Raw genomic sequence first — 17,274 nt, 5'->3', positions numbered from 1 at the left:
GTCCACACCAGGCATCGTTCTCATCTCCCGTCGGTTCGGGTGTCCTTCGGGTGGCCGTTCGTCCTTCCCTGTTCCCGTTACCTGCGGTGACCCGGGCAAAACACCGACGGCCCGACGGGCTGCGCGGACCGGAACCGGTGGACGGGGGGAGACGGGAACAGCGATCCGGCGGAGTCCGGCGCGTCCGACACACGGGCGAGGATCATCAGGTGGGACGGCGGGCGGAGGCGATCTCGTCACCGTGTTCCACCGCCCAGGAGGCCAGGGCGGACAGTGGTTCCAGCAGCGTCCGGCCCAGCGGGGTGAGGCTGTACTGCACGCTCGGTGGGACGGTGGGGAACACCTCCCGGTGCACCAGGCCGTCCTCCACCAGTCCGCGCAGGGTGCGGGTCAGCATCCGCTGGCTGATGTCCTCGATGGCGCGGTGGAGTTCGTTGAACCGATGCGCGCGTTGACCCAGCAGGACCACCACCAGCACCGTCCACTTGTCGCCGACCCGTCGGAGCACGGCGGTGACCGGGCAGCGCTCGTGCTCCTCCGCCGGGACCGGGTTCGGCAACGGGGTCCCGACGATGAAGGGCACATCCGTGTGCGTACCTGACATCAGACTGCCTTCTTCCCAGTGGGCGCGGGGTCACCGATGATGAGGTGCCCACCCAAAGTAACCGGGAGAGCCATGAGCACGAAAGCCCCGAGGCCCGGTGGCACCGGCCGTCAGCGCGTGATCGTCGTCAGCGGCGCGACCGACGGTATGGGGCGTGCGTTCGCCCTGGCCCGGGCACGGTCCGGTGACTCGGTGGTGGCGCTCGGCAGCAACCCGGAGAAGGGGCAGCGCCTCCTGGAGGAGGGGGCCCGGTCGGGCGCGGCGGGAGGGATCGAGTTCGTCCGGGTCGACCTGGCCAGCGTCGGCGGCACGCGGTCGGCGATCGCCCGGATCGTCGCGACCCACGAAGCCGTCGACTCGCTCGTGCTGTTCGCCAACCGGCACAGCCCGCGACGTGTGCTCACCGAGGACGGGCTGGAGCGCACCTTCGCCCTCTACTACCTCAGCCGCTTCCTGCTGGGAGAAGGGCTCGGACCCCTGCTGCGGCGCGGTGCCCGCCCGGTCATCGTGAACGTCGCCGGTGTGGGGGCCAGGGCGGGCCGCATCCACTGGGACGACCTGCGGCTCGACCACCGCTACGGCACGGTGCGGGCACAGCTCCAGGCGGGGCGCGCCAACGACCTCCTCGGGGTGTCCCACGCCGCCCGGCCCGGTGAGACGGTCCCCTACGTGCTCTACCATCCGGGCTTCACCCGGAGCGGTGATCTCGGCCCGCTCCCGGCCCCGGCACGGCTGTTGATCCGGGCGCTCGCCCGGGTCGCGGCCCGCCCCGTGGAGGAGTCCGTCGCCCCCGTCCACGGGTTCGTGGACGACCCACCTCGGGCGCCGCTCACGGCGATCGACCGTGGCCGGTCCCTGCCGCTCGACTTCCCCACCCTGGATCCCGGGGACGCCGAGCGCCTTCGGGAGGTCACACGGGAGCTCCTCCGCGCGATCGCCGCGGGAGACGCGGACCACGAGCGCTGACGGCGCGGGACGGACCCGGACCACGGACGGATCAGGAGGGAAGGCTGGCGCCGGTGAACAGCACCAGCAGGGGCAGGGCCAGGTTGTTGACCGAGTGGACCGCCACGGCGGGCCAGACCGAGCCGCTGCGGCGCATGACCTCGGCGGCGATCACACCCACCACGAAGGCGGCGGGCAGGATGAGGTTGACGCCGTGGAAGACGGCGAAGATCGCCGAGCTCCCCAGGACCCCGATCCAGGGGCCGTAGCGCAGCAGCGCGTTGGTGACGACCCCGCGGAACAGGAACTCCTCACCGATCGGGGTGAGCACGGCCAGGAACAGGAGGGTGAGGACGAGTCCGACCGCCCCGCTGGCCGCCGTGTCGAAGTACACGCCCTGCGGGTTGCTGTCGTACCCGGTCAGGCCGGTGATGGCGAGGATGACCAGCCCCTTCGCCACGAGCGCGACCACACCCCAGCCCGCACCGAGGAGCATCCAGCGCCAGGTGGTGCGCCGGATGCCGAAGGCGGCGAGGGAGCGGACCCGCACCGCGTAGGCCACACCGAACCCCGCGAGGCCGCCCACGCCGGACCAGGCGGACACGAGCAGGCCGAAGACCAGCGGGTCCAGGTCCAGGGGTCCCACCGGCCCCAGGAGGACGAGGACGGCCACGCTGATCGCCATACCGAGCAGACCGAGCACCACCTCGGGCCAGCCCGGACGGGTCGGGGCGCCGCGAGGGCGGACGGTGGGCTCCGTGGACACGGCGGACTCCTCGGGTTCGGTGCGGGGTGGGCTCGGGCGGGGCGGTGTCGGTCGGGGCGGTGTCGGAACCGCCCCGACCACGTGACGCGCTCCGGTCAGTCAACGACGCGGTTCCCAACGGAAGACGCGGGTGGCGAGGGTGACGGCCACGACGACCCACGCCAGGGTGGGCGCCAGGAGGAACAGGGACTCGGAGACGGCCACGCCGCCGTTCCAGGCGTTGACCACGAGCTCGGCGGCGGAGCCTCCGGGGAGCAGGCGCTTGACCAGGGTGAGCTCCTCGGTGCCCGTGAACCCCACCCAGCCGGAGACGGCGAGCACGCCGATCATGACCGGCAGGGTCGTGACCTGGGCGTGCTCCGGAGAGTTGGTGACCCCCGCCGTGGCCAGGGCGAGGCCGAGCATCATGACCACGGTGGTCAGGACGGCCGACACCAGCAGGAGGGGTTGGGCGGGCGCGTCCGCGACCACGGACAGCACGGTCAGGACCACGGAGACCTGGACGACGGTGACGGCGGTGACCGGGAGCAGCAGCCCCGTGAGGATGCGGACGTCGTCCACGGCCGTCGAGCGCAGCCGCTTGAGGAAGAGGTTCTGGCGGCGCGACGCGAGCGTGGTCACGGCGGTCGTGTAAAGGGCCATCACCACCACGAGGAACATGAGGACCGAGGCGACGGCGCCCAGGTCCAGCAGGTCGGGCGCGCGGTCGTGCAGGTACATGTAGAAGGCGCTGCCGGCGAGGGGCACCAGGAGCATGGTGACCAGGACGAGCCGGTTCCGGAGGATCTGGATCAGCTCACTCCGAGCGATGGCGAGCATGGTGGGTTCCTTTGCGTGAAGGGTGTACGGGGCCGGGGCCGCGTTACTCGGTGCCGATGGAGCGGAAGACGTCGTCGAGCCGCGTGGGCCCGGCCTGGAGGTCGCCCAGTTCCACCGCGTGCTCCCGGGCCCAGTCCAGGAGGACGTGCAGGTCCTTCTGGAGGCTGGTGGTCTCGACGAGGAGGGAGCCGTCGCCCTGGGGCACGCCGGGGAGCGGCGGCTCCGGGGCGGACGCCGCCAGGGTGAACCGGACCGTCGCGGGCAGGGTCCGGGTGAGCTCGGAGACTGTCCCCTCCCGGTGGAACACCCCGCGGTGCATGAGCCCGATCCGGTCGGCGCGCTGCTGCGCCTCCTCCAGGTAGTGCGTGGTCAGGATGATGGTGGACCCGTCCTCGCGCAGTCGGTCCACGGCGTCCCAGAGGTCGTCCCGGGACTGGATGTCCAGTCCGGTGGTGGGCTCGTCCAGGAAGACGAGTTCCGGGGTGCCGTAGACGGCGGTGGCGAAGTCCAGGCGGCGCTTCTCACCTCCGGAGAGCTGGGAGACCCGCGTTCCGGCCTTCTTCGTGAGGCCGACGACGTCCAGCAGTCGCTCGGCCCGGTCGGTGCGCCCGGAGAGGCTGCCGATGAGCCGGACCGACTCCCTGACGGTGAGGTCGGGTGAGAACCCGCTCTCCTGGAGCATGATCCCGGTCCGGGGGCGCACGGCCCGTCGGTCGCGCGGGTCGTGTCCGAACACCCGCACGGTGCCCGAGGTGGCGGCGCGGTGACCCTCGATCGTCTCCAGGGTGGACGTCTTGCCCGCGCCGTTCGTGCCGAGCAGGGCGTAGAACTCGCCCCGACCCACCTGGAAGGAGAGGTCGCGGACGGCGTGGAAGTCGCCGTAGCGAACGTTCAGGCCCTCGACGTCGATGACTGGTGTGGCGGCTGTTGAGGTCATGTCCCCATTCCAGCCGTGCGGGCGGATTCCCGGCAGTGCGGCCGTGTCACGACCCGGCGGTGACATCCGTGGGGCCAGGAGGTGACGTGGTGTCACTGGTGGGTCGACGGGGCCGGAAGAATACTGGGACGGTCCACGCAGTCGTTCCCCGGAAGGGTCCGCATGACGTCAGAACCCACCGAGGTGACGCAGGGGCAGCTGCGCACGGTCAACACGAACATCGTGTTCGGGTCGCTCTCGGCGGTCGGGGCCCTGCTGATCTCGACCAACGCCCAGAGCGTGGGCCAGGTCCTGGTGCTGGTGCTGGGGTTGCTGGCGGCCCTGCTGTCCGTCCGTGGCTGGTCGGCCCGGGCCTTCCGCGTCGTGCTGCTCCCGTGCCTGGTCGCCAGCATCGTCGCCCTGGTCGCCGGGGTCCTCTTCCTGGACAGCGCGTCGGCGCCGTTCGGCGTCTCCGTCGTGGGCACTGTGCTCGTCCTGCGCCTGCCGCACCGGTACCAGCGCCCGTCGGCCCTGGGGCTGCTCGCCCTGGTGACCGGTGTCATCGTGCTGAAGGTGCTGCTGGAACCCCACCTGGGCGAGGCCCTGCTGGAGTACGCCGTGGGGTCGGCCAGCATCATCGTGGTGGGGGTGGTCTTCGCGACGCTGAACCACCTGGTGGCCCGGCTGGTCTCGGAGCTGGAACTGGCGCGCGAGCGCGACGCGGAGCTGGCCGTGGCCCGGGAGCGCGTCCGTTTCGCCGGGGACCTGCACGACATCCAGGGCCACACGCTGCACGTGGTGAAGCTGAAGGTGGCGCTGGCCCGGAAGCTGGTGCACACCGACGCCGACCAGGTGGAGCGGGAGCTGGACGAGGTCTACTCCCTGGTGGGCGAGACCATCACCGAGACCAAGGAGCTGGCCCACGCGCAGCGGCGGCTCAACCTGTCTGCCGAGTTGGAGAACGCCAAGAACCTCTTCGAGGCGGCCGGGATCGACGTGCGCGTCGTGCGCCGTGGCGAGGGTGAACCGGACACGCGGGCGGCGGAGACGCTCGGCCAGGTCCTGCGGGAGACGACCACCAACATCCTGCGGCACGCGCAGGCCGAGGAGGTGCGGATCACGCTCACCGGGTCCGGCATCACCATCGTGAACGACGGGGCGCGCGGGGAGGCGGCCCCCGTGCTCGGGGGGCTGGCCGTCCTCCGCGACCGCGTGGAGCGGGACGGTGGAACACTGACAGTGGAACAGGGGGACGGGCGGTTCCTGACCGCCGCCGCGTTCCCCGGGCGGAGGGACGACCGATGATCACCGTGGTACTCGCCGACGACGAGGCCCTGCTGCGCAAGGCGCTGGCGGCCCTGCTCCCGCTGGAGGGCGAGATCACCGTCCTGGCCGAGGCCCACGACGGCGAGGCGGCCGTGGCCGCGACCCTGGAGCACCGCCCCGACGTGCTCGTCATCGACCTGGAGATGCCGGGTGTGGACGGGCTCGGCGCGGTGGACCGCATCCGCCGGGAGCTGCCGGACCAGGTGATCCTGATGCTGACCCGGCACGCCCGCCCCGGTGTGCTGCGCCGGGCGCTCCGGCTCGGTGTGCAGGGGTTCGTGAGCAAGTCGGCCGATCCCGCGCACATCACGTCGGTGATCGGCACCCTGCACGGGGGCAAGCGTTGGGTGGACCCGGACGTGTCCGCGCTGGCCGTGATCGACGACTGCCCGCTCACCGAACGGGAGATCGACGTGCTGCGCGCCACCAGGGACGGGTACTCGGCCGCCGACACCGCCGCCCGCCTGCACCTGGCCGAGGGCACGGTGCGCAACTACCTCTCGAACGCGATGCGCAAGACGCAGACGCGGACCCGGCACGAGGCGGCCCGGTACGCGCGGGAGCACGACTGGCTCTGAGGACCCGCCATGGCCTGGGCACTGTTCGACCTCGACGACACCCTGATCGACCACGACTCGTTCACGCGGTTCACCCTGCGCCTCCTCGCACGCTCGCCGTTGCGTGTGGCGGGTGCGGTGGCGCTGTCACCGCTGGTCGCGGTGGCGTTCGCGCGCCCGTCCTGGCGGGTGCACGCCGGATCACTCCTGCTGTGGGCGGGCACGGTCGGTGTGGGCGAGGCCCGTCTGGACCGAATCGTCCGGGACCACGTGCGGGAGCTGGACGTGCGGGAGCGGCTGAGACCGGACGGCGCCGCCGCGCTGGCCGCGCACCTCGAAGCGGGCGACGACGTGGCGGTGGTGACCGCATGCGCGGACCGGCTCGCGGTGCCCCTGTGCCGGGAGATCGACCCCCGCGTGCGCGTGGTGGCCTCGACCCTCCGGCGCGCGTGGGGCGGTCTGGTCGCGGAGCGGCACTGCCACGGCGCCCGCAAACCCGCGATGGCCGCCGAGGCCGGGGTACGGGGGGAGGTCGCGGCCGCCTACGGGGACAGTGCCTCCGACGCGGCGATGCTGGACCTCGGGCGGGTGGCGTACCTGGTCAACATGGGCGGCGGGGCCGCCGAGCGGCTGCGGGAGCGGCTCCCGGGACCGGACCGCGTGGAGTGCGTGGAGTGGCCCGTGCGGGAGCCGGACACAGGAAACCGGCCCGACCGGTGAGGGTCGGGCCGGTGACGCGGGCGGCGTCCGAGGGGTCCGCCCCCGGGAACTCCGGGCACCCGGAGCCACTCCTCGGGACGCGCCCGGGGTCGAACTAGACCAGGTCGAACCGGTCGGCGTTCATGACCTTGTTCCACGCGGCGACGAAGTCCTGGACGAACTTCTCCTTGGCGTCGTCGGAGGCGTACACCTCGGCCACGGCGCGCAGCTCGGAGTTGGAACCGAACACCAGGTCCACGCGGCTGCCGGTCCACTTGACCGCACCGGAGGCGTCCTTGGCGACGAAGGTCTCCGAGGTCTCGGAGGTCTCACCGGTCGCGTGCCAGTTGGTGTTCAGGTCGAGCAGGTTGACGAAGAAGTCGTTCGTCAGCGCGCCCGGCCGGTCGGTGAAGACGCCCAGGTCCGAGTTGTCGAAGTTGGCGCCCAGCACGCGCAGGCCGCCCACCAGGACGGTGGTCTCCGGAGCGCTGAGGCCGATCAGGTTGGCGCGGTCCAGCAGCAGGTACTCGGCGGGGAGGCGGTTGCTCTTGCCGTAGTAGTTGCGGAAACCGTCCGCGACCGGCTCCAGGTAGGCGAAGGAGTCGGCGTCGGTGTGCTCGTCGGAGGCGTCCACGCGGCCCGGGGTGAACGGGACGGTGATGTCCTGACCAGCGGCCTTGGCGGCCTGCTCGACACCCACACCACCGGCGAGGACGATCACGTCGGCGACGGAGACCTTCTTCGCGGAGGAGGCGTTGAACTCGTCGACGATGCCCTGGAGCTTGGCGAGCACGGCGCGCAGCTCGGTCGGGTTGTTGACCTCCCAGTCGACCTGCGGCTCCAGACGGACGCGGGCACCGTTGGCACCGCCGCGCTTGTCGCTGTCGCGGTAGGTCGAGGCGGAGGCCCACGCGGTCGAGACCAGCTCGGCCACGGAGAGGCCGGACTCGGCGATCCTCTCCTTCAGGGCGGCGATCTCGGCGTCACCGATGACCTCGCCCTCCTGGGCGGGCAGCGGGTCCTGCCAGACGAGGTCCTCGGCCGGGACCTCGGAGCCGAGGTAGCGGGCCTTCGGGCCCATGTCGCGGTGGGTCAGCTTGAACCAGGCGCGGGCGAAGGCGTCCTTGAAGGCCTGGTGGTCCTCGTAGAAGCGGCGCGAGATCTGCTCGTAGACCGGGTCGACGCGCAGCGACAGGTCGGTGGTGAGCATGGTCGGCTTGTGCTTCTTGCCGGGGACGTGGGCGTCGGGGATGATCTCCTCGGCGTCCTTGGCGATCCACTGGTGGGCGCCGGCCGGGCTCTTGGTGAGCTCGTACTCGAACTCGAAGAGGTTCTTGAAGAAGCCCTCGCTCCACTGGGCGGGGGTGGTGGTCCAGGTGACCTCCAGGCCCGACGTGATGGCGTCGCCGCCCTTGCCGGTGCCGTGGTTGTTCTTCCAGCCCAGACCCTGCATCTCCAGACCGGCGCGCTCGGGCTCGGCCTCCAGGTTGCTGTCCGGGGCGGCGCCGTGCGTCTTGCCGAAGGTGTGGCCACCGGCGATGAGGGCGACGGTCTCCTCGTCGTTCATCCCCATGCGGCCGAAGGTCTCACGGATGTCGCGGGCGGCGGCCAGCGGGTCCGGGTTGCCGTTCGGGCCCTCGGGGTTGACGTAGATGAGGCCCATCTGGACGGCGGCCAGCGGCTTCTCCAGGTCGCGGTCGCCGGTGTAGCGCTGGTCGTCGAGCCAGGTGGTCTCGGGGCCCCAGTAGACGTCGGCCTCCGGCTCCCACACGTCCTCGCGGCCACCGCCGAAGCCGAAGGTCTCGAAGCCCATCGACTCCAGGGCGACGTTGCCGGTGAGGATGAAGAGGTCGGCCCAGGAGATGTTCTGGCCGTACTTCTTCTTCACGGGCCACAGCAGACGGCGGGCCTTGTCCAGGTTGCCGTTGTCGGGCCAGCTGTTGAGGGGGGCGAAGCGCTGCTGACCGGCGCTGCCGCCACCGCGGCCGTCGTGGGAGCGGTAGGTGCCCGCGCTGTGCCAGGCCATGCGGATCATGAGCGGGCCGTAGTGACCGAAGTCGGCGGGCCACCAGTCCTGCGAGTCCGTGAGGAGGGCCGCGATGTCGGCCTTCACGGCGTCCAGGTCGAGGGCCTCGAAGGCCTTCGCGTAGTCGAAGCCCTCACCGAGCGGGTTCGACACGGGGGTGTTCTTGGCGAGGATCCTCAGGTTGAGCTGGTTGGGCCACCACTCGCGGTTGCCGTCCCCCTGGGTGGGGTGCGTGAGCCCGCCACCGTGCGCGACGGGGCAGCCTCCGGTCTGCTGCGGGGTGGGGGCAACGACCTCGTTGTTTTCAGACATCGACTTCCTTACGGGAAGAGGTGAACTTTGTGGTTCAGGAGCTCCGCGCGCCGTAGCACTCGGCGCACTGGCCCCAGTAGACGACCTCGGCCTCGTCGATCGAGAAGCCGTGGTCAGCGGACGCGGTGAGGCACGGCGCGTGGCCGACCGCACAGTCCACGTCCGCGATGGCGCCGCAGGACCTGCACACGACGTGGTGGTGGTTGTCTCCCACCCTCGTCTCGTAGCGGGCCACGGAGCCCTGTGGCTGGATACGTCTCACCAGGCCAGCGCCGGTCAGTGCCTTGAGCACGTCGTAGACGGCCTGGACGGACACCGCGCCGAGTTCCGCACGCACGTGGTCGATGATCGACTCCGTGTCCGCGTGTGGGTGCTCGTGCACGACGGAGAGGACAGCTAACCGCGGGCTCGTCACCCTCAGAGCGGACTCGCGCAGCATGTGCTCGAAATCCGGAGAGGTTGGCATGGTCCGGAGTCTGCCGCCTTTTCTGGAATTAGTCAAATGATGGAGTCGATCCGCTGTGGCGCCCCTCGGAACGACGAAAGGCCCCTCTCCGTCGGAGAGGGGCCTGGACCCGCTGTGGGGTCGGGTGTTCGGTCGACTGTGTCCTAGTCGGTACCGGCCTCCATGGCCGCGTAGTCGAGCAGGTCGTCCTCGGAGCCCTGACCGCGCGAGGCGATGGTCTCGGCGCCGCCCTCGGGCATCGCGCCGATCAGGCCGGTGGAGGCCGCCTGCGCGGCGCCGATCGAGGTCGGGTGCGAGCTGTCCCCGACCATGCCGAGGGCCGCGTACTCCTCCAGCTTGGCGCGGGAGTCCGCGATGTCCAGGTTGCGCATGGTCAGCTGGCCGATGCGGTCGCTGGGCCCGAACGCGGAGTCCTCGGTGCGCTCCATGGACAGCTTGTCCGGGTGGTAGCTGAACGCCGCTCCGGTGGTGTCCATGATCGAGTAGTCGTCGCCGCGACGCAGACGCAGGGTCACCTCGCCGGTGACGGCGGTGCCGACCCAGCGCTGGAGGGCCTCACGCTGCATGAGCGCCTGGGGCTCCAGCCAGCGGCCCTCGTACATGAGGCGGCCGAGGCGACGGCCCTCGTTGTGGTAGGTGGCGAGGGTGTCCTCGTTGTGGATGGCGTTGACCAGGCGCTCGTAGGCGGCGAACAGCAGCGCCATGCCGGGGGCCTCGTAGATGCCCCGGCTCTTGGCCTCGATCACCCGGTTCTCGATCTGGTCGGACATGCCCATGCCGTGGCGGCCGCCGATGGAGTTGGCCTCCAGGACCAGCTCGACGGAGTTGGCGAAGGTCCGGCCGTTGATGGTGACCGGGCGGCCCTTCTCGAAGCCGATCGTCACGTCCTCGGCGGCGATCTCGACCTCGGGGTCCCAGAAGCGGACGCCCATGATGGGGTCGACGATCTCGATGCCGGTGTCGAGGTGTTCGAGCGCCTTGGCCTCGTGGGTGGCGCCCCAGATGTTGGCGTCGGTGGAGTAGGCCTTCTCGGTGCTGTCGCGGTAGGGCAGGTCCCGCTCCTGCAGCCACTCGGACATCTCCTTGCGGCCGCCGAGCTCGGTGACGAAGTCGGCGTCGAGCCACGGCTTGTAGATCCGCAGGGAGGGGTTGGCGAGCAGACCGTAGCGGTAGAACCGCTCGATGTCGTTGCCCTTGTAGGTGGAGCCGTCGCCCCAGATCTGGACGCCGTCCTCCAGCATGGCGCGGACCAGCAGGGTGCCGGTGACGGCGCGGCCGATCGGAGTGGTGTTGAAGTAGACCCGACCGGCGGAGCGGATGTGGAACGCCCCGCAGGCGAGGGCGGCGAGCCCCTCCTCCACGAGGGCCTCGCGACAGTCGACCAGGCGCCCGATCTCCGCGCCGTAGTCAGTGGCACGAGCCGGCACCGAGGCGATGTCGGGTTCGTCGTACTGGCCGATGTCGGCGGTGTAGGCGCAGGGGACCGCGCCCTTCTCGCGCATCCACGCGACCGCTACGGACGTGTCGAGGCCTCCGGAGAAGGCGATTCCGACACGTTCACCGACAGGCAGGGAAGTGAGCACCTTGGACATGCAAAAAGTATGCGCCTAAATGTATGAACATGCAAACTGGTGCTCTGACCACGCCCGTGGCCAGGGCGGGTTCTCGGCGGTTCACGCGACGGATCAGGGGTACACCCCCACCAAGCCAGTGCCCGCACGCCCCCTGGAGGCACAGTGTTCGCCACCGTCGCCGCAGTGCTGTTCGGCATCGCCGTCCTCTTCGAGATCCTCGGTCTGAACATCGAGGGGATCGTGACGACGACCACCCTCGCCCTGACCGGACTGCTCTTCCTCGCCCTGCACCTGGCCGGATTCGGGAGCAGCTCACCCCGCAGACGCCGCTGAGCCGCCGGGGCCGGCCCGGACGGAGGCCCCCGCCCGGGTGACGGGACGGGGCGCGCGGGGTACCTTCCTCGGACGGGCTCCCGCCCGCCCCCTGCACCCCTGCCTCAGGAGCCGCATGATCGTCATCGGTGTGTCCTCCGGGACCTCGGCGGACGGGATCGACGTCGCCGCCGCCCGCCTCGAACTGGAGGAGGACGGTTCCCTGCTCCGGCTGGCCCCCCTGGGGTTCGGCACCACCCCCTACTCCGACTCCCTGCGCGAGGCGATCCGTGGCGCCCTGCCGCCCGCCGCCACCACGATGGAGACCGTCTGCCAGCTGGACACCCGGATCGGCCAGGAGTTCGCGGCGGCGGCACGGAGGGGGATCGAGGAGTTCGCGGACGGCCGGGCCGACCTGGTCGCCTCGCACGGTCAGACCCTCTTCCACTGGACCGAGGGCACCACCGTGCTCGGCACCCTCCAACTCGGCCAGCCCGCATGGATCGCGGAGGCCACCGGGCTGCCCGTGGTGTCGGACCTGCGCGTGGCCGACGTGGCCGCCGGAGGCCAGGGCGCCCCGCTGGCGAGCACCCTGGACCTGTTGCTGCTCGGGGGCCGCGACGAGCCCACCGCGGCGCTCAACCTCGGCGGCATCGCCAACGTGACCGTGGTGCGCGACGGGCTGCCGCCCCGCGCCTTCGACACCGGGCCCGCCAACGCGCTGATCGACTCAGCCGTGCGCCTGGTCACGGACGGGCGGGCCGACCTCGACGTCGACGGCGCACTGGCCCGGACCGGGCGCCCCGACCCCGGCCTGCTGGAACACCTGCTGGCCGAGCCCTACTACCGGTTGCCCGCGCCCAAGACGACCGGGGTGGAACTGTTCGGGCCCGACTACCTGGAGGAGGCGCTCGGGTACGTCGGGCGTCCCTCGGACGGGGCCCAGCTCACCGACGGCGACCTGCTCGCGACGCTCGTGGAGCTCACCGCCGTCACCGTCGCGGAAGCCCTGGAACCCTTCGGGGTCACGGAGGTGCTCGCCTCCGGCGGCGGCACCCGCAACCCGGTACTCATGGAACGGCTGGCCGCGCGCCTGTCCCCCGCGCGGCTGGACACCACGGAACGGGTCGGCCTCGACGGAGACGCCAAGGAGGCGTACCTGTTCGCGCTGATCGGGTTCCTGAGCTGGCACGGGCTGGCCGGGTCGGTCCCGGACTGCACGGGTGCCCGCCGGGCCCCGGTGGCCGGGCGGATCACCCCGGGCGGCCGACCGGTGCGCCTGCCCGAGCCCGCCGTCGCCGCCCCGCGTCGCCTCCACGTGGAGGCACCGGGCGGCTGAGCCCCGCGCGCCCGAAGCCCCCAGGAACCCCCAGGAGGACGCAGTGCAGACCATCGACCTCGTCGTCATCGCGGTGTACCTGCTGGCCTCGGCCTGGCTGGGGCTGCGCCTGTCCGGGCGCCAGCGCGACGTCCGGGACTACTTCATCGGCAGCCGACAGCTGCCCTGGTGGGCGGTGTGCCTGTCGGTGGTGGCGACCGAGACGAGCGCCCTGACCGTGATCAGCGTCCCCGGGGTGGCCTACCTCGGCAACGTCACGTTCCTCCAGGTGGCGGTGGGCTACCTGATCGGGCGCGTGGTCGTGGCGTTCCTGCTGCTCCCCCGCTACTACCGGGGCGAGATGACCACCGCCTACGCCTACCTGGGGCTCCGGTTCGGGCGGGGCATGCAGAGCACCGCCGCGGTCACGTTCCTGTTCACCCGTCTGCTCGCCGACGGGGTCCGGCTGTTCGCGGCGGCCATCCCCATGAAGATCATCCTGGACTCCCTCGGGCTGGACGCCTCGTACTTCGTGATCGTGGCGGTCCTCGGCGTGGTCACGATCCTCTACACCCTGGTGGGCGGGATCAGGGCCGTGGTCTGGGTGGACGTGCTCCAGATGGGCGTGTACGTGGTGGGCGGCGTGGTCTCGTTGGTCGTGATCGCCTCCAGCCTGGACGTGAACTTCCTGGCGGTGGCGGCCGACGCCGGGAAGACCCAGTTCCTGGACCTCACCTCGAACCCGGTCTCCGCTCCCTACGCCACGGTCACGGCCCTGGTGGGCGGCGCCCTGCTGTCCACGGCCTCGCACGGGGCCGACCAGATCGTCGTGCAGCGCCTGCTGGGATGTCGGAGCCTGCGGGACGCCCAGAAGGCGGTGATCGTCAGCGGCGTGGTGGTGTTCCTCCAGTTCGCGCTGTTCCTGACCGTGGGCCTGGCCCTGTACTCGTACTTCGAGGCGGCCACGGTGGCCCAGCTCGGACTCGGCACCTCCGACGAGCTCTTCCCCGTGTTCATCGTCGAGGGCCTGCCCCCGGGGGTGGCGGGGCTGCTGCTGGCCGGGATCATGGCGGCCGCGATGAGCACCCTGTCCTCGTCGCTGTCGGCGCTCTCCTCCTCGACCATGGCCGACCTCTACCAGCAGTTCTCCCGCCGGAGCCTGCCCGACGCCCGGGCCCTGCGGCTGAGCCGACTGTTCACGCTCGGTTGGGGGCTGGTGTTCGTCGTGGTGGCGGCGTTCTTCACCGGCACCGACAACCCGGTGGTCGAACTGGGGTTGTCCGTGGCGAGCCTGACCTACGGCGGCCTGCTCGGCGCGTTCTTCCTGGGGCTGTGGGTGCGCCGGGCACGGCAGACCGACGCGATCCTGGCCTTCGGCGCGGCGGTTGCGACCATGTCCTGGCTGTTCCTCTTCCAGCCGGGGCTGATCGGGTTCACCTGGTACACGGCGATCGGCACGGGCATCGTGCTGGGACTCGGCTACCTGCTGTCGCGCCGGCACCCGGACGACGCGCCCTCGGCGGACGCCGACGCGCCCGACGCCCCCGGGGAGTCGGCCGCTCCGGTCGCCCGTGAGGACGGACCGAGCCCCGCGGCCTGAGTTCGCGGGCGTCGGGGCCGCCGCTGGGGGCGGCCGTCCCGACGGCGACTCGAACTCGGTTCCGCCGCCACGGGGGCGTCGGGAGACGAACTCGGCGATCGCCCGGCCGCGCGGTTCCTCTTCACACCCGCGAGCCTGCCGGTCAGTTCGCGGCGAAGGCCTCCAGCTCCACGAGGAGTTCGGGACGGCCCAGGCGGGTGACCTCGGCGCAAACCCCGGGAGGACGGATGTCGTAGGCGCCCAGGCGCTCGGCCATCATCTCCCCGGCCTCGGCGAAGAAGGTGTCGACGTCGGTGACGTGGGTGTTCATCCGCACGATGTCGGCCAGGCCCATGCCCGCCGCGCGCAGCACCGTCTCGACGTTGTCGAGGGCCGCCGCCGTCTGGGCGGCCATGTCCCCCGGGTGCAGTGACTCCCCCGTGGCGGAGACGGAGCACTGCCCGCTGACGAAGAGCAGCCGCTGGTGTCCCTCGACAAGGATCCCCTGGTCCATGCCCTCCGGGTAGGTCCAGGGATTGATCGCCGTGCGTCGCATGGTGGGCCCTTCCGTGGAGGATGCCGACGGTTCCACGCTAGGACCTCAACCAGAGTCGAGGTCAACCGTCACTCCGGTGCGGGCCCCGGAAGGACCGGGGCCCGCGCGGGGTCAGGCGGCAGTGCTGGATCAGAAGGGGCGGTCGCCGACGATCGCGACGCGCTCGGCCACGCGCGGGTGCGGGTGGTAGTCGTTCACCGCGTAGTGCTGGGTGGCGCGGTTGTCCCAGAACGCGACCGAGTTCCGCTCCCACCGGAAGCGCACCTGGTACTCGGGGGTGTGCGCCTGCTGGAAGAGGTAGCGCAGCAGGGCGTCGCTCTCCCCCTTCTCCATCCCGACGATGCGGGTGGTGAAGGAGACGTTCACGAACAGGGTGCGGCGGCCGGTCTCGGGGTGGACCCGCACCACGGGGTGCTCGACCGGCGGGAAGCGGTCCTGCCACTCCAGCAGGCGCTCCTCATCCAGGAACCGGACGAACCCGGGGATCACGTCGTGCACGGCGGTGCGCCCCTCGATGCGCTTCTTCACGTCGTCGGGCAGGTTGTCGTAGGCGGCGGCCATGTCCGCCCACATGGTGTCGCCGCCCACCGGCGGGACCTCCACCAGGCGCAGGATGGCGCCGAGGGCGGGCGCCTCGCGCCAGGTGACGTCGGTGTGCCAGACGTTCTCGTAGCTGGGCGGGGCCTCGTCCTTGGCGAACCGGGCGACGTGCGCGTCGTCGCCCCGCTCGATGAACGGGTTCGTCTCCAGGTCGCCCCACAGGCGGGCGATCTCCTGCTGGCGGACGGAGTCGATGGGCTGGTCGCGGAAGAAGATCACCTTGAACTCCAGGAGCGCGCGGTTGAGCTCGGCGCGCAGCTCCTCGTCGATCTCGTCGCGGAGGTCGATCCCGTGGATCTCCGCGCCGATGAGCGCCCCCAGGGGTCGGACCTCGAAGCGTTCGTAGGGGCGGGAGACGGCGCCCTCGGGAAGGCGGCGCAGCGTGCGCGGCCCCTCGACCAGGGCGGTGTCCACGGCGGAGCTCTCCCGGAGGGTCCGGACGGCCTCGGGAGCGGCGGTCGGAGTCATTTTTCCTGCCTTTCTGGTCGGAAATAACGGCAAAGCGGATCGCGCAAGGTCACTGTGGGTGATCACGGCTGTTCGGCACCTACCCACGGAAGGAGGGATCGACGCACCGGCGTCACGGGCCCCGAGGGGCCCGGAGGGTCAGCAGTGCGGAGGGGAACCCAGGCGGCCACGGCGCTGGATCAGACCCGGCGTTCCGCGACGGGCCCGCGCGGACCGGCGGGCGGTCGGGCGACTCGGCAAGGGGGTTCCCATAGGAGCGAGGGTGAGGCACCGGAGTCGCCCTGTCAACCACCCCGAACCGGTACGAGGGTGACCAGCAGGGATAAGGTAGGCGAGCCTCACCTAAGCCGAACGGAGTCTCATGTCCCCCGGTCCCATCCCACGCACGCTCGCGTGCGCCCTGGTCCTCCTCCTGCCCCTCACCGCGTGCGGGACCTCCGACGACTCTCCCGGGAACGACGCCGCGTCCCGGAGCGGGGAGGGCGCCTTCCCGGTGACCATCGAGCACGAGTTCGGCAGCACCACCGTCGAGGAGGAGCCCACCCGCGTGGTCACCCTCGGTGTCACCGACGCCGACGCCGTCCTGGCCCTGGACCTCGTGCCGGTCGGCAACACCGGCTACACGTTCTACGAGTCCGGTCTCGGCCCGTGGACCGACGAGCTGGTCGGCGACGCGGAACTGACCCGGATCGACTCCGACTCCGAGCCCAACTTCGAGCAGGTCGCCAGCCTCGAACCCGACCTCATCATCGGTGTCTCCGCCGGGTTCGACGCGAGCACCTACGAGACCCTCTCCCAGATCGCGCCCGTGATCGCCCGCCCCGAGGGTGTCGCCGCGTACACCGTGCCCCGCGACGAGGCCACGGAGATCATCGCCACCGCGCTCGGACGCCCCGAGGAGGGCGCCGCCCTCAACGCGGCCACCGACGAGCTCTTCGAGCAGGCGCGCGCCGACCACCCCGAGTTCGAGGGCCTCGACGGGACCGCCGTCCTGCCCTACGACGGCAGGTACGGCGCCTACCTGCCCGGCGACGCCCGCGGCCGGTTCCTCATGTCGCTGGGCTTCACCATCCCCGAGTCGATCAGCGAGCGGGACACCGGGGACGACTTCTTCGTGGAACTGTCCACCGAGCGGGTGGACCTGCTCGACGGCGACCTCCTGCTGGTGATGAGCGACGACGAGGACTTCGACATCACCGAGGGGGCCAGCGTGTTCGAGTCCCTGGACGTGGTGCGCGAGGACGCCGTCGTCACCACCTCCCTGCACGAGCGCGGCGCGGTCACCTACAACTCGGTGCTGTCCGTCCCCTACGCGCTGGAGCACCTGGCCCCGCGCATCGGGGAGGCCCTCTCCTAGGGCGACCGGTCGAATCTCACGTGCGGTACGGCGCCGGGTCCGATAGGAAGGGGGCCCGGCACCGTGCCGGAACA

At 71.3% G+C, this 17,274-nt stretch carries 17 protein-coding genes; 8 read left to right on the top strand and 9 right to left on the bottom strand.

Annotated features, from left to right (window positions below; genetic code table 11):
- Positions 1-205 precede the first annotated feature (205 nt).
- Positions 206-604: a winged helix-turn-helix transcriptional regulator gene (locus ACRWK8_RS10190; protein WP_378743071.1), complete on the bottom strand. Its 399-nt coding sequence runs from the start codon at positions 602-604 to the stop codon at positions 206-208.
- A gap of 72 nt (positions 605-676) precedes the next feature.
- Here ACRWK8_RS10190 and ACRWK8_RS10185 point away from each other — a divergent pair, with 72 nt between their 5' ends.
- The gene (locus ACRWK8_RS10185; protein WP_431869797.1) at positions 677-1,570 is read left to right on the top strand and encodes an SDR family NAD(P)-dependent oxidoreductase; all 894 of its coding nucleotides are present in this window, start codon (positions 677-679) and stop codon (positions 1,568-1,570) included.
- Positions 1,571-1,601: 31 nt separating this feature from the next.
- On the opposite strand, the gene ACRWK8_RS10180 is transcribed toward ACRWK8_RS10185, so the two are convergent.
- From ACRWK8_RS10180 to ACRWK8_RS10170, 3 genes are all read right to left on the bottom strand, one after another.
- A complete protein-coding gene (locus ACRWK8_RS10180) occupies positions 1,602-2,315 on the bottom strand; it encodes a CPBP family intramembrane glutamic endopeptidase (RefSeq protein WP_378743067.1) in 714 nt (237 codons plus the stop codon).
- Between the two features lie 99 nt (positions 2,316-2,414).
- Positions 2,415-3,134, bottom strand: coding sequence for an ABC transporter permease (locus tag ACRWK8_RS10175; RefSeq protein ID WP_431869795.1), 720 nt, complete (start codon positions 3,132-3,134; stop codon positions 2,415-2,417).
- A 43-nt stretch (positions 3,135-3,177) separates the two neighbouring features.
- Entirely contained in the window at positions 3,178-4,071 is an 894-nt protein-coding gene (locus ACRWK8_RS10170; RefSeq protein WP_017547001.1) for an ABC transporter ATP-binding protein, read from the bottom strand.
- A gap of 162 nt (positions 4,072-4,233) precedes the next feature.
- On the opposite strand from ACRWK8_RS10170, the gene ACRWK8_RS10165 reads away from it, so the two are divergent.
- Genes ACRWK8_RS10165 through ACRWK8_RS10155 form a run of 3 tightly spaced genes read left to right on the top strand, consistent with a single transcriptional unit; the run spans position 4,234 to position 6,653 of the window.
- Positions 4,234-5,355: a sensor histidine kinase gene (locus ACRWK8_RS10165; protein ID WP_378743063.1), complete on the top strand. Its 1,122-nt coding sequence runs from the start codon at positions 4,234-4,236 to the stop codon at positions 5,353-5,355.
- Complete coding sequence (locus ACRWK8_RS10160; RefSeq protein WP_431869792.1) at positions 5,352-5,954, top strand: response regulator transcription factor; 603 nt, start codon at positions 5,352-5,354, stop codon at positions 5,952-5,954. The genes ACRWK8_RS10165 and ACRWK8_RS10160 overlap by 4 nt, the downstream gene beginning before the upstream one ends.
- A gap of 9 nt (positions 5,955-5,963) precedes the next feature.
- Positions 5,964-6,653, top strand: a complete 690-nt coding sequence (locus tag ACRWK8_RS10155; RefSeq protein ID WP_017547004.1) for a haloacid dehalogenase-like hydrolase — start codon at positions 5,964-5,966, stop codon at positions 6,651-6,653.
- A gap of 94 nt (positions 6,654-6,747) precedes the next feature.
- On the opposite strand, the gene katG is transcribed toward ACRWK8_RS10155, so the two are convergent.
- The 3 genes from katG to argG form a co-directional block, all read right to left on the bottom strand.
- Complete coding sequence (katG, locus tag ACRWK8_RS10150; RefSeq protein ID WP_017547005.1) at positions 6,748-8,970, bottom strand: catalase/peroxidase HPI; 2,223 nt, start codon at positions 8,968-8,970, stop codon at positions 6,748-6,750.
- A 34-nt stretch (positions 8,971-9,004) separates the two neighbouring features.
- Positions 9,005-9,436, bottom strand: coding sequence for a Fur family transcriptional regulator (locus ACRWK8_RS10145; protein WP_026129685.1), 432 nt, complete (start codon positions 9,434-9,436; stop codon positions 9,005-9,007).
- A gap of 143 nt (positions 9,437-9,579) precedes the next feature.
- Positions 9,580-11,028: an argininosuccinate synthase gene (gene argG, locus ACRWK8_RS10140; RefSeq protein ID WP_017547007.1), complete on the bottom strand. Its 1,449-nt coding sequence runs from the start codon at positions 11,026-11,028 to the stop codon at positions 9,580-9,582.
- Between the two features lie 144 nt (positions 11,029-11,172).
- Between argG and ACRWK8_RS10135 the strand changes: the two genes are divergently transcribed.
- From ACRWK8_RS10135 to ACRWK8_RS10125, 3 genes are all read left to right on the top strand, one after another.
- The gene (locus tag ACRWK8_RS10135; RefSeq protein ID WP_017547008.1) at positions 11,173-11,343 is read left to right on the top strand and encodes a hypothetical protein; all 171 of its coding nucleotides are present in this window, start codon (positions 11,173-11,175) and stop codon (positions 11,341-11,343) included.
- Between the two features lie 115 nt (positions 11,344-11,458).
- Complete coding sequence (locus ACRWK8_RS10130) at positions 11,459-12,661, top strand: anhydro-N-acetylmuramic acid kinase (protein ID WP_431869788.1); 1,203 nt, start codon at positions 11,459-11,461, stop codon at positions 12,659-12,661.
- A 43-nt stretch (positions 12,662-12,704) separates the two neighbouring features.
- Positions 12,705-14,240: a sodium:solute symporter gene (locus tag ACRWK8_RS10125; RefSeq protein ID WP_378743053.1), complete on the top strand. Its 1,536-nt coding sequence runs from the start codon at positions 12,705-12,707 to the stop codon at positions 14,238-14,240.
- 142 nt (positions 14,241-14,382) lie between these two features.
- Here ACRWK8_RS10125 and ACRWK8_RS10120 read toward each other — a convergent pair whose 3' ends face one another.
- Complete coding sequence (locus ACRWK8_RS10120) at positions 14,383-14,775, bottom strand: RidA family protein (RefSeq protein WP_431869786.1); 393 nt, start codon at positions 14,773-14,775, stop codon at positions 14,383-14,385.
- A gap of 129 nt (positions 14,776-14,904) precedes the next feature.
- The gene (locus ACRWK8_RS10115; RefSeq protein WP_431869784.1) at positions 14,905-15,843 is read right to left on the bottom strand and encodes a TauD/TfdA dioxygenase family protein; all 939 of its coding nucleotides are present in this window, start codon (positions 15,841-15,843) and stop codon (positions 14,905-14,907) included.
- 361 nt (positions 15,844-16,204) lie between these two features.
- Here ACRWK8_RS10115 and ACRWK8_RS10110 point away from each other — a divergent pair, with 361 nt between their 5' ends.
- Positions 16,205-17,200: an ABC transporter substrate-binding protein gene (locus tag ACRWK8_RS10110; protein WP_378743047.1), complete on the top strand. Its 996-nt coding sequence runs from the start codon at positions 16,205-16,207 to the stop codon at positions 17,198-17,200.
- Positions 17,201-17,274 lie beyond the last annotated feature (74 nt).

The organism is Nocardiopsis eucommiae, assembly GCF_965344335.1.
In the GTDB taxonomy this organism is placed as follows: Bacteria; Actinomycetota; Actinomycetes; order Streptosporangiales; family Streptosporangiaceae; genus Nocardiopsis; species Nocardiopsis eucommiae.
This window is presented reverse-complemented; position numbering and strand designations above follow the sequence as displayed.

Coding starts and splice junctions, on each gene's coding strand:
- ACRWK8_RS10155 (WP_017547004.1), top strand. CDS start 5,964: ATGGCCTGGGCACTGTTCGACCTCGACGACACCCTGATCGACCACGAC.
- ACRWK8_RS10110 (WP_378743047.1), top strand. CDS start 16,205: ATGTCCCCCGGTCCCATCCCACGCACGCTCGCGTGCGCCCTGGTCCTC.
- ACRWK8_RS10130 (WP_431869788.1), top strand. CDS start 11,459: ATGATCGTCATCGGTGTGTCCTCCGGGACCTCGGCGGACGGGATCGAC.
- ACRWK8_RS10170 (WP_017547001.1), bottom strand. CDS start 4,071: ATGACCTCAACAGCCGCCACACCAGTCATCGACGTCGAGGGCCTGAAC.
- ACRWK8_RS10160 (WP_431869792.1), top strand. CDS start 5,352: ATGATCACCGTGGTACTCGCCGACGACGAGGCCCTGCTGCGCAAGGCG.
- ACRWK8_RS10145 (WP_026129685.1), bottom strand. CDS start 9,436: ATGCCAACCTCTCCGGATTTCGAGCACATGCTGCGCGAGTCCGCTCTG.
- ACRWK8_RS10190 (WP_378743071.1), bottom strand. CDS start 604: ATGTCAGGTACGCACACGGATGTGCCCTTCATCGTCGGGACCCCGTTG.
- ACRWK8_RS10175 (WP_431869795.1), bottom strand. CDS start 3,134: ATGCTCGCCATCGCTCGGAGTGAGCTGATCCAGATCCTCCGGAACCGG.
- ACRWK8_RS10115 (WP_431869784.1), bottom strand. CDS start 15,843: ATGACTCCGACCGCCGCTCCCGAGGCCGTCCGGACCCTCCGGGAGAGC.
- ACRWK8_RS10120 (WP_431869786.1), bottom strand. CDS start 14,775: ATGCGACGCACGGCGATCAATCCCTGGACCTACCCGGAGGGCATGGAC.
- argG (WP_017547007.1), bottom strand. CDS start 11,028: ATGTCCAAGGTGCTCACTTCCCTGCCTGTCGGTGAACGTGTCGGAATC.
- ACRWK8_RS10165 (WP_378743063.1), top strand. CDS start 4,234: ATGACGTCAGAACCCACCGAGGTGACGCAGGGGCAGCTGCGCACGGTC.
- ACRWK8_RS10185 (WP_431869797.1), top strand. CDS start 677: ATGAGCACGAAAGCCCCGAGGCCCGGTGGCACCGGCCGTCAGCGCGTG.
- katG (WP_017547005.1), bottom strand. CDS start 8,970: ATGTCTGAAAACAACGAGGTCGTTGCCCCCACCCCGCAGCAGACCGGA.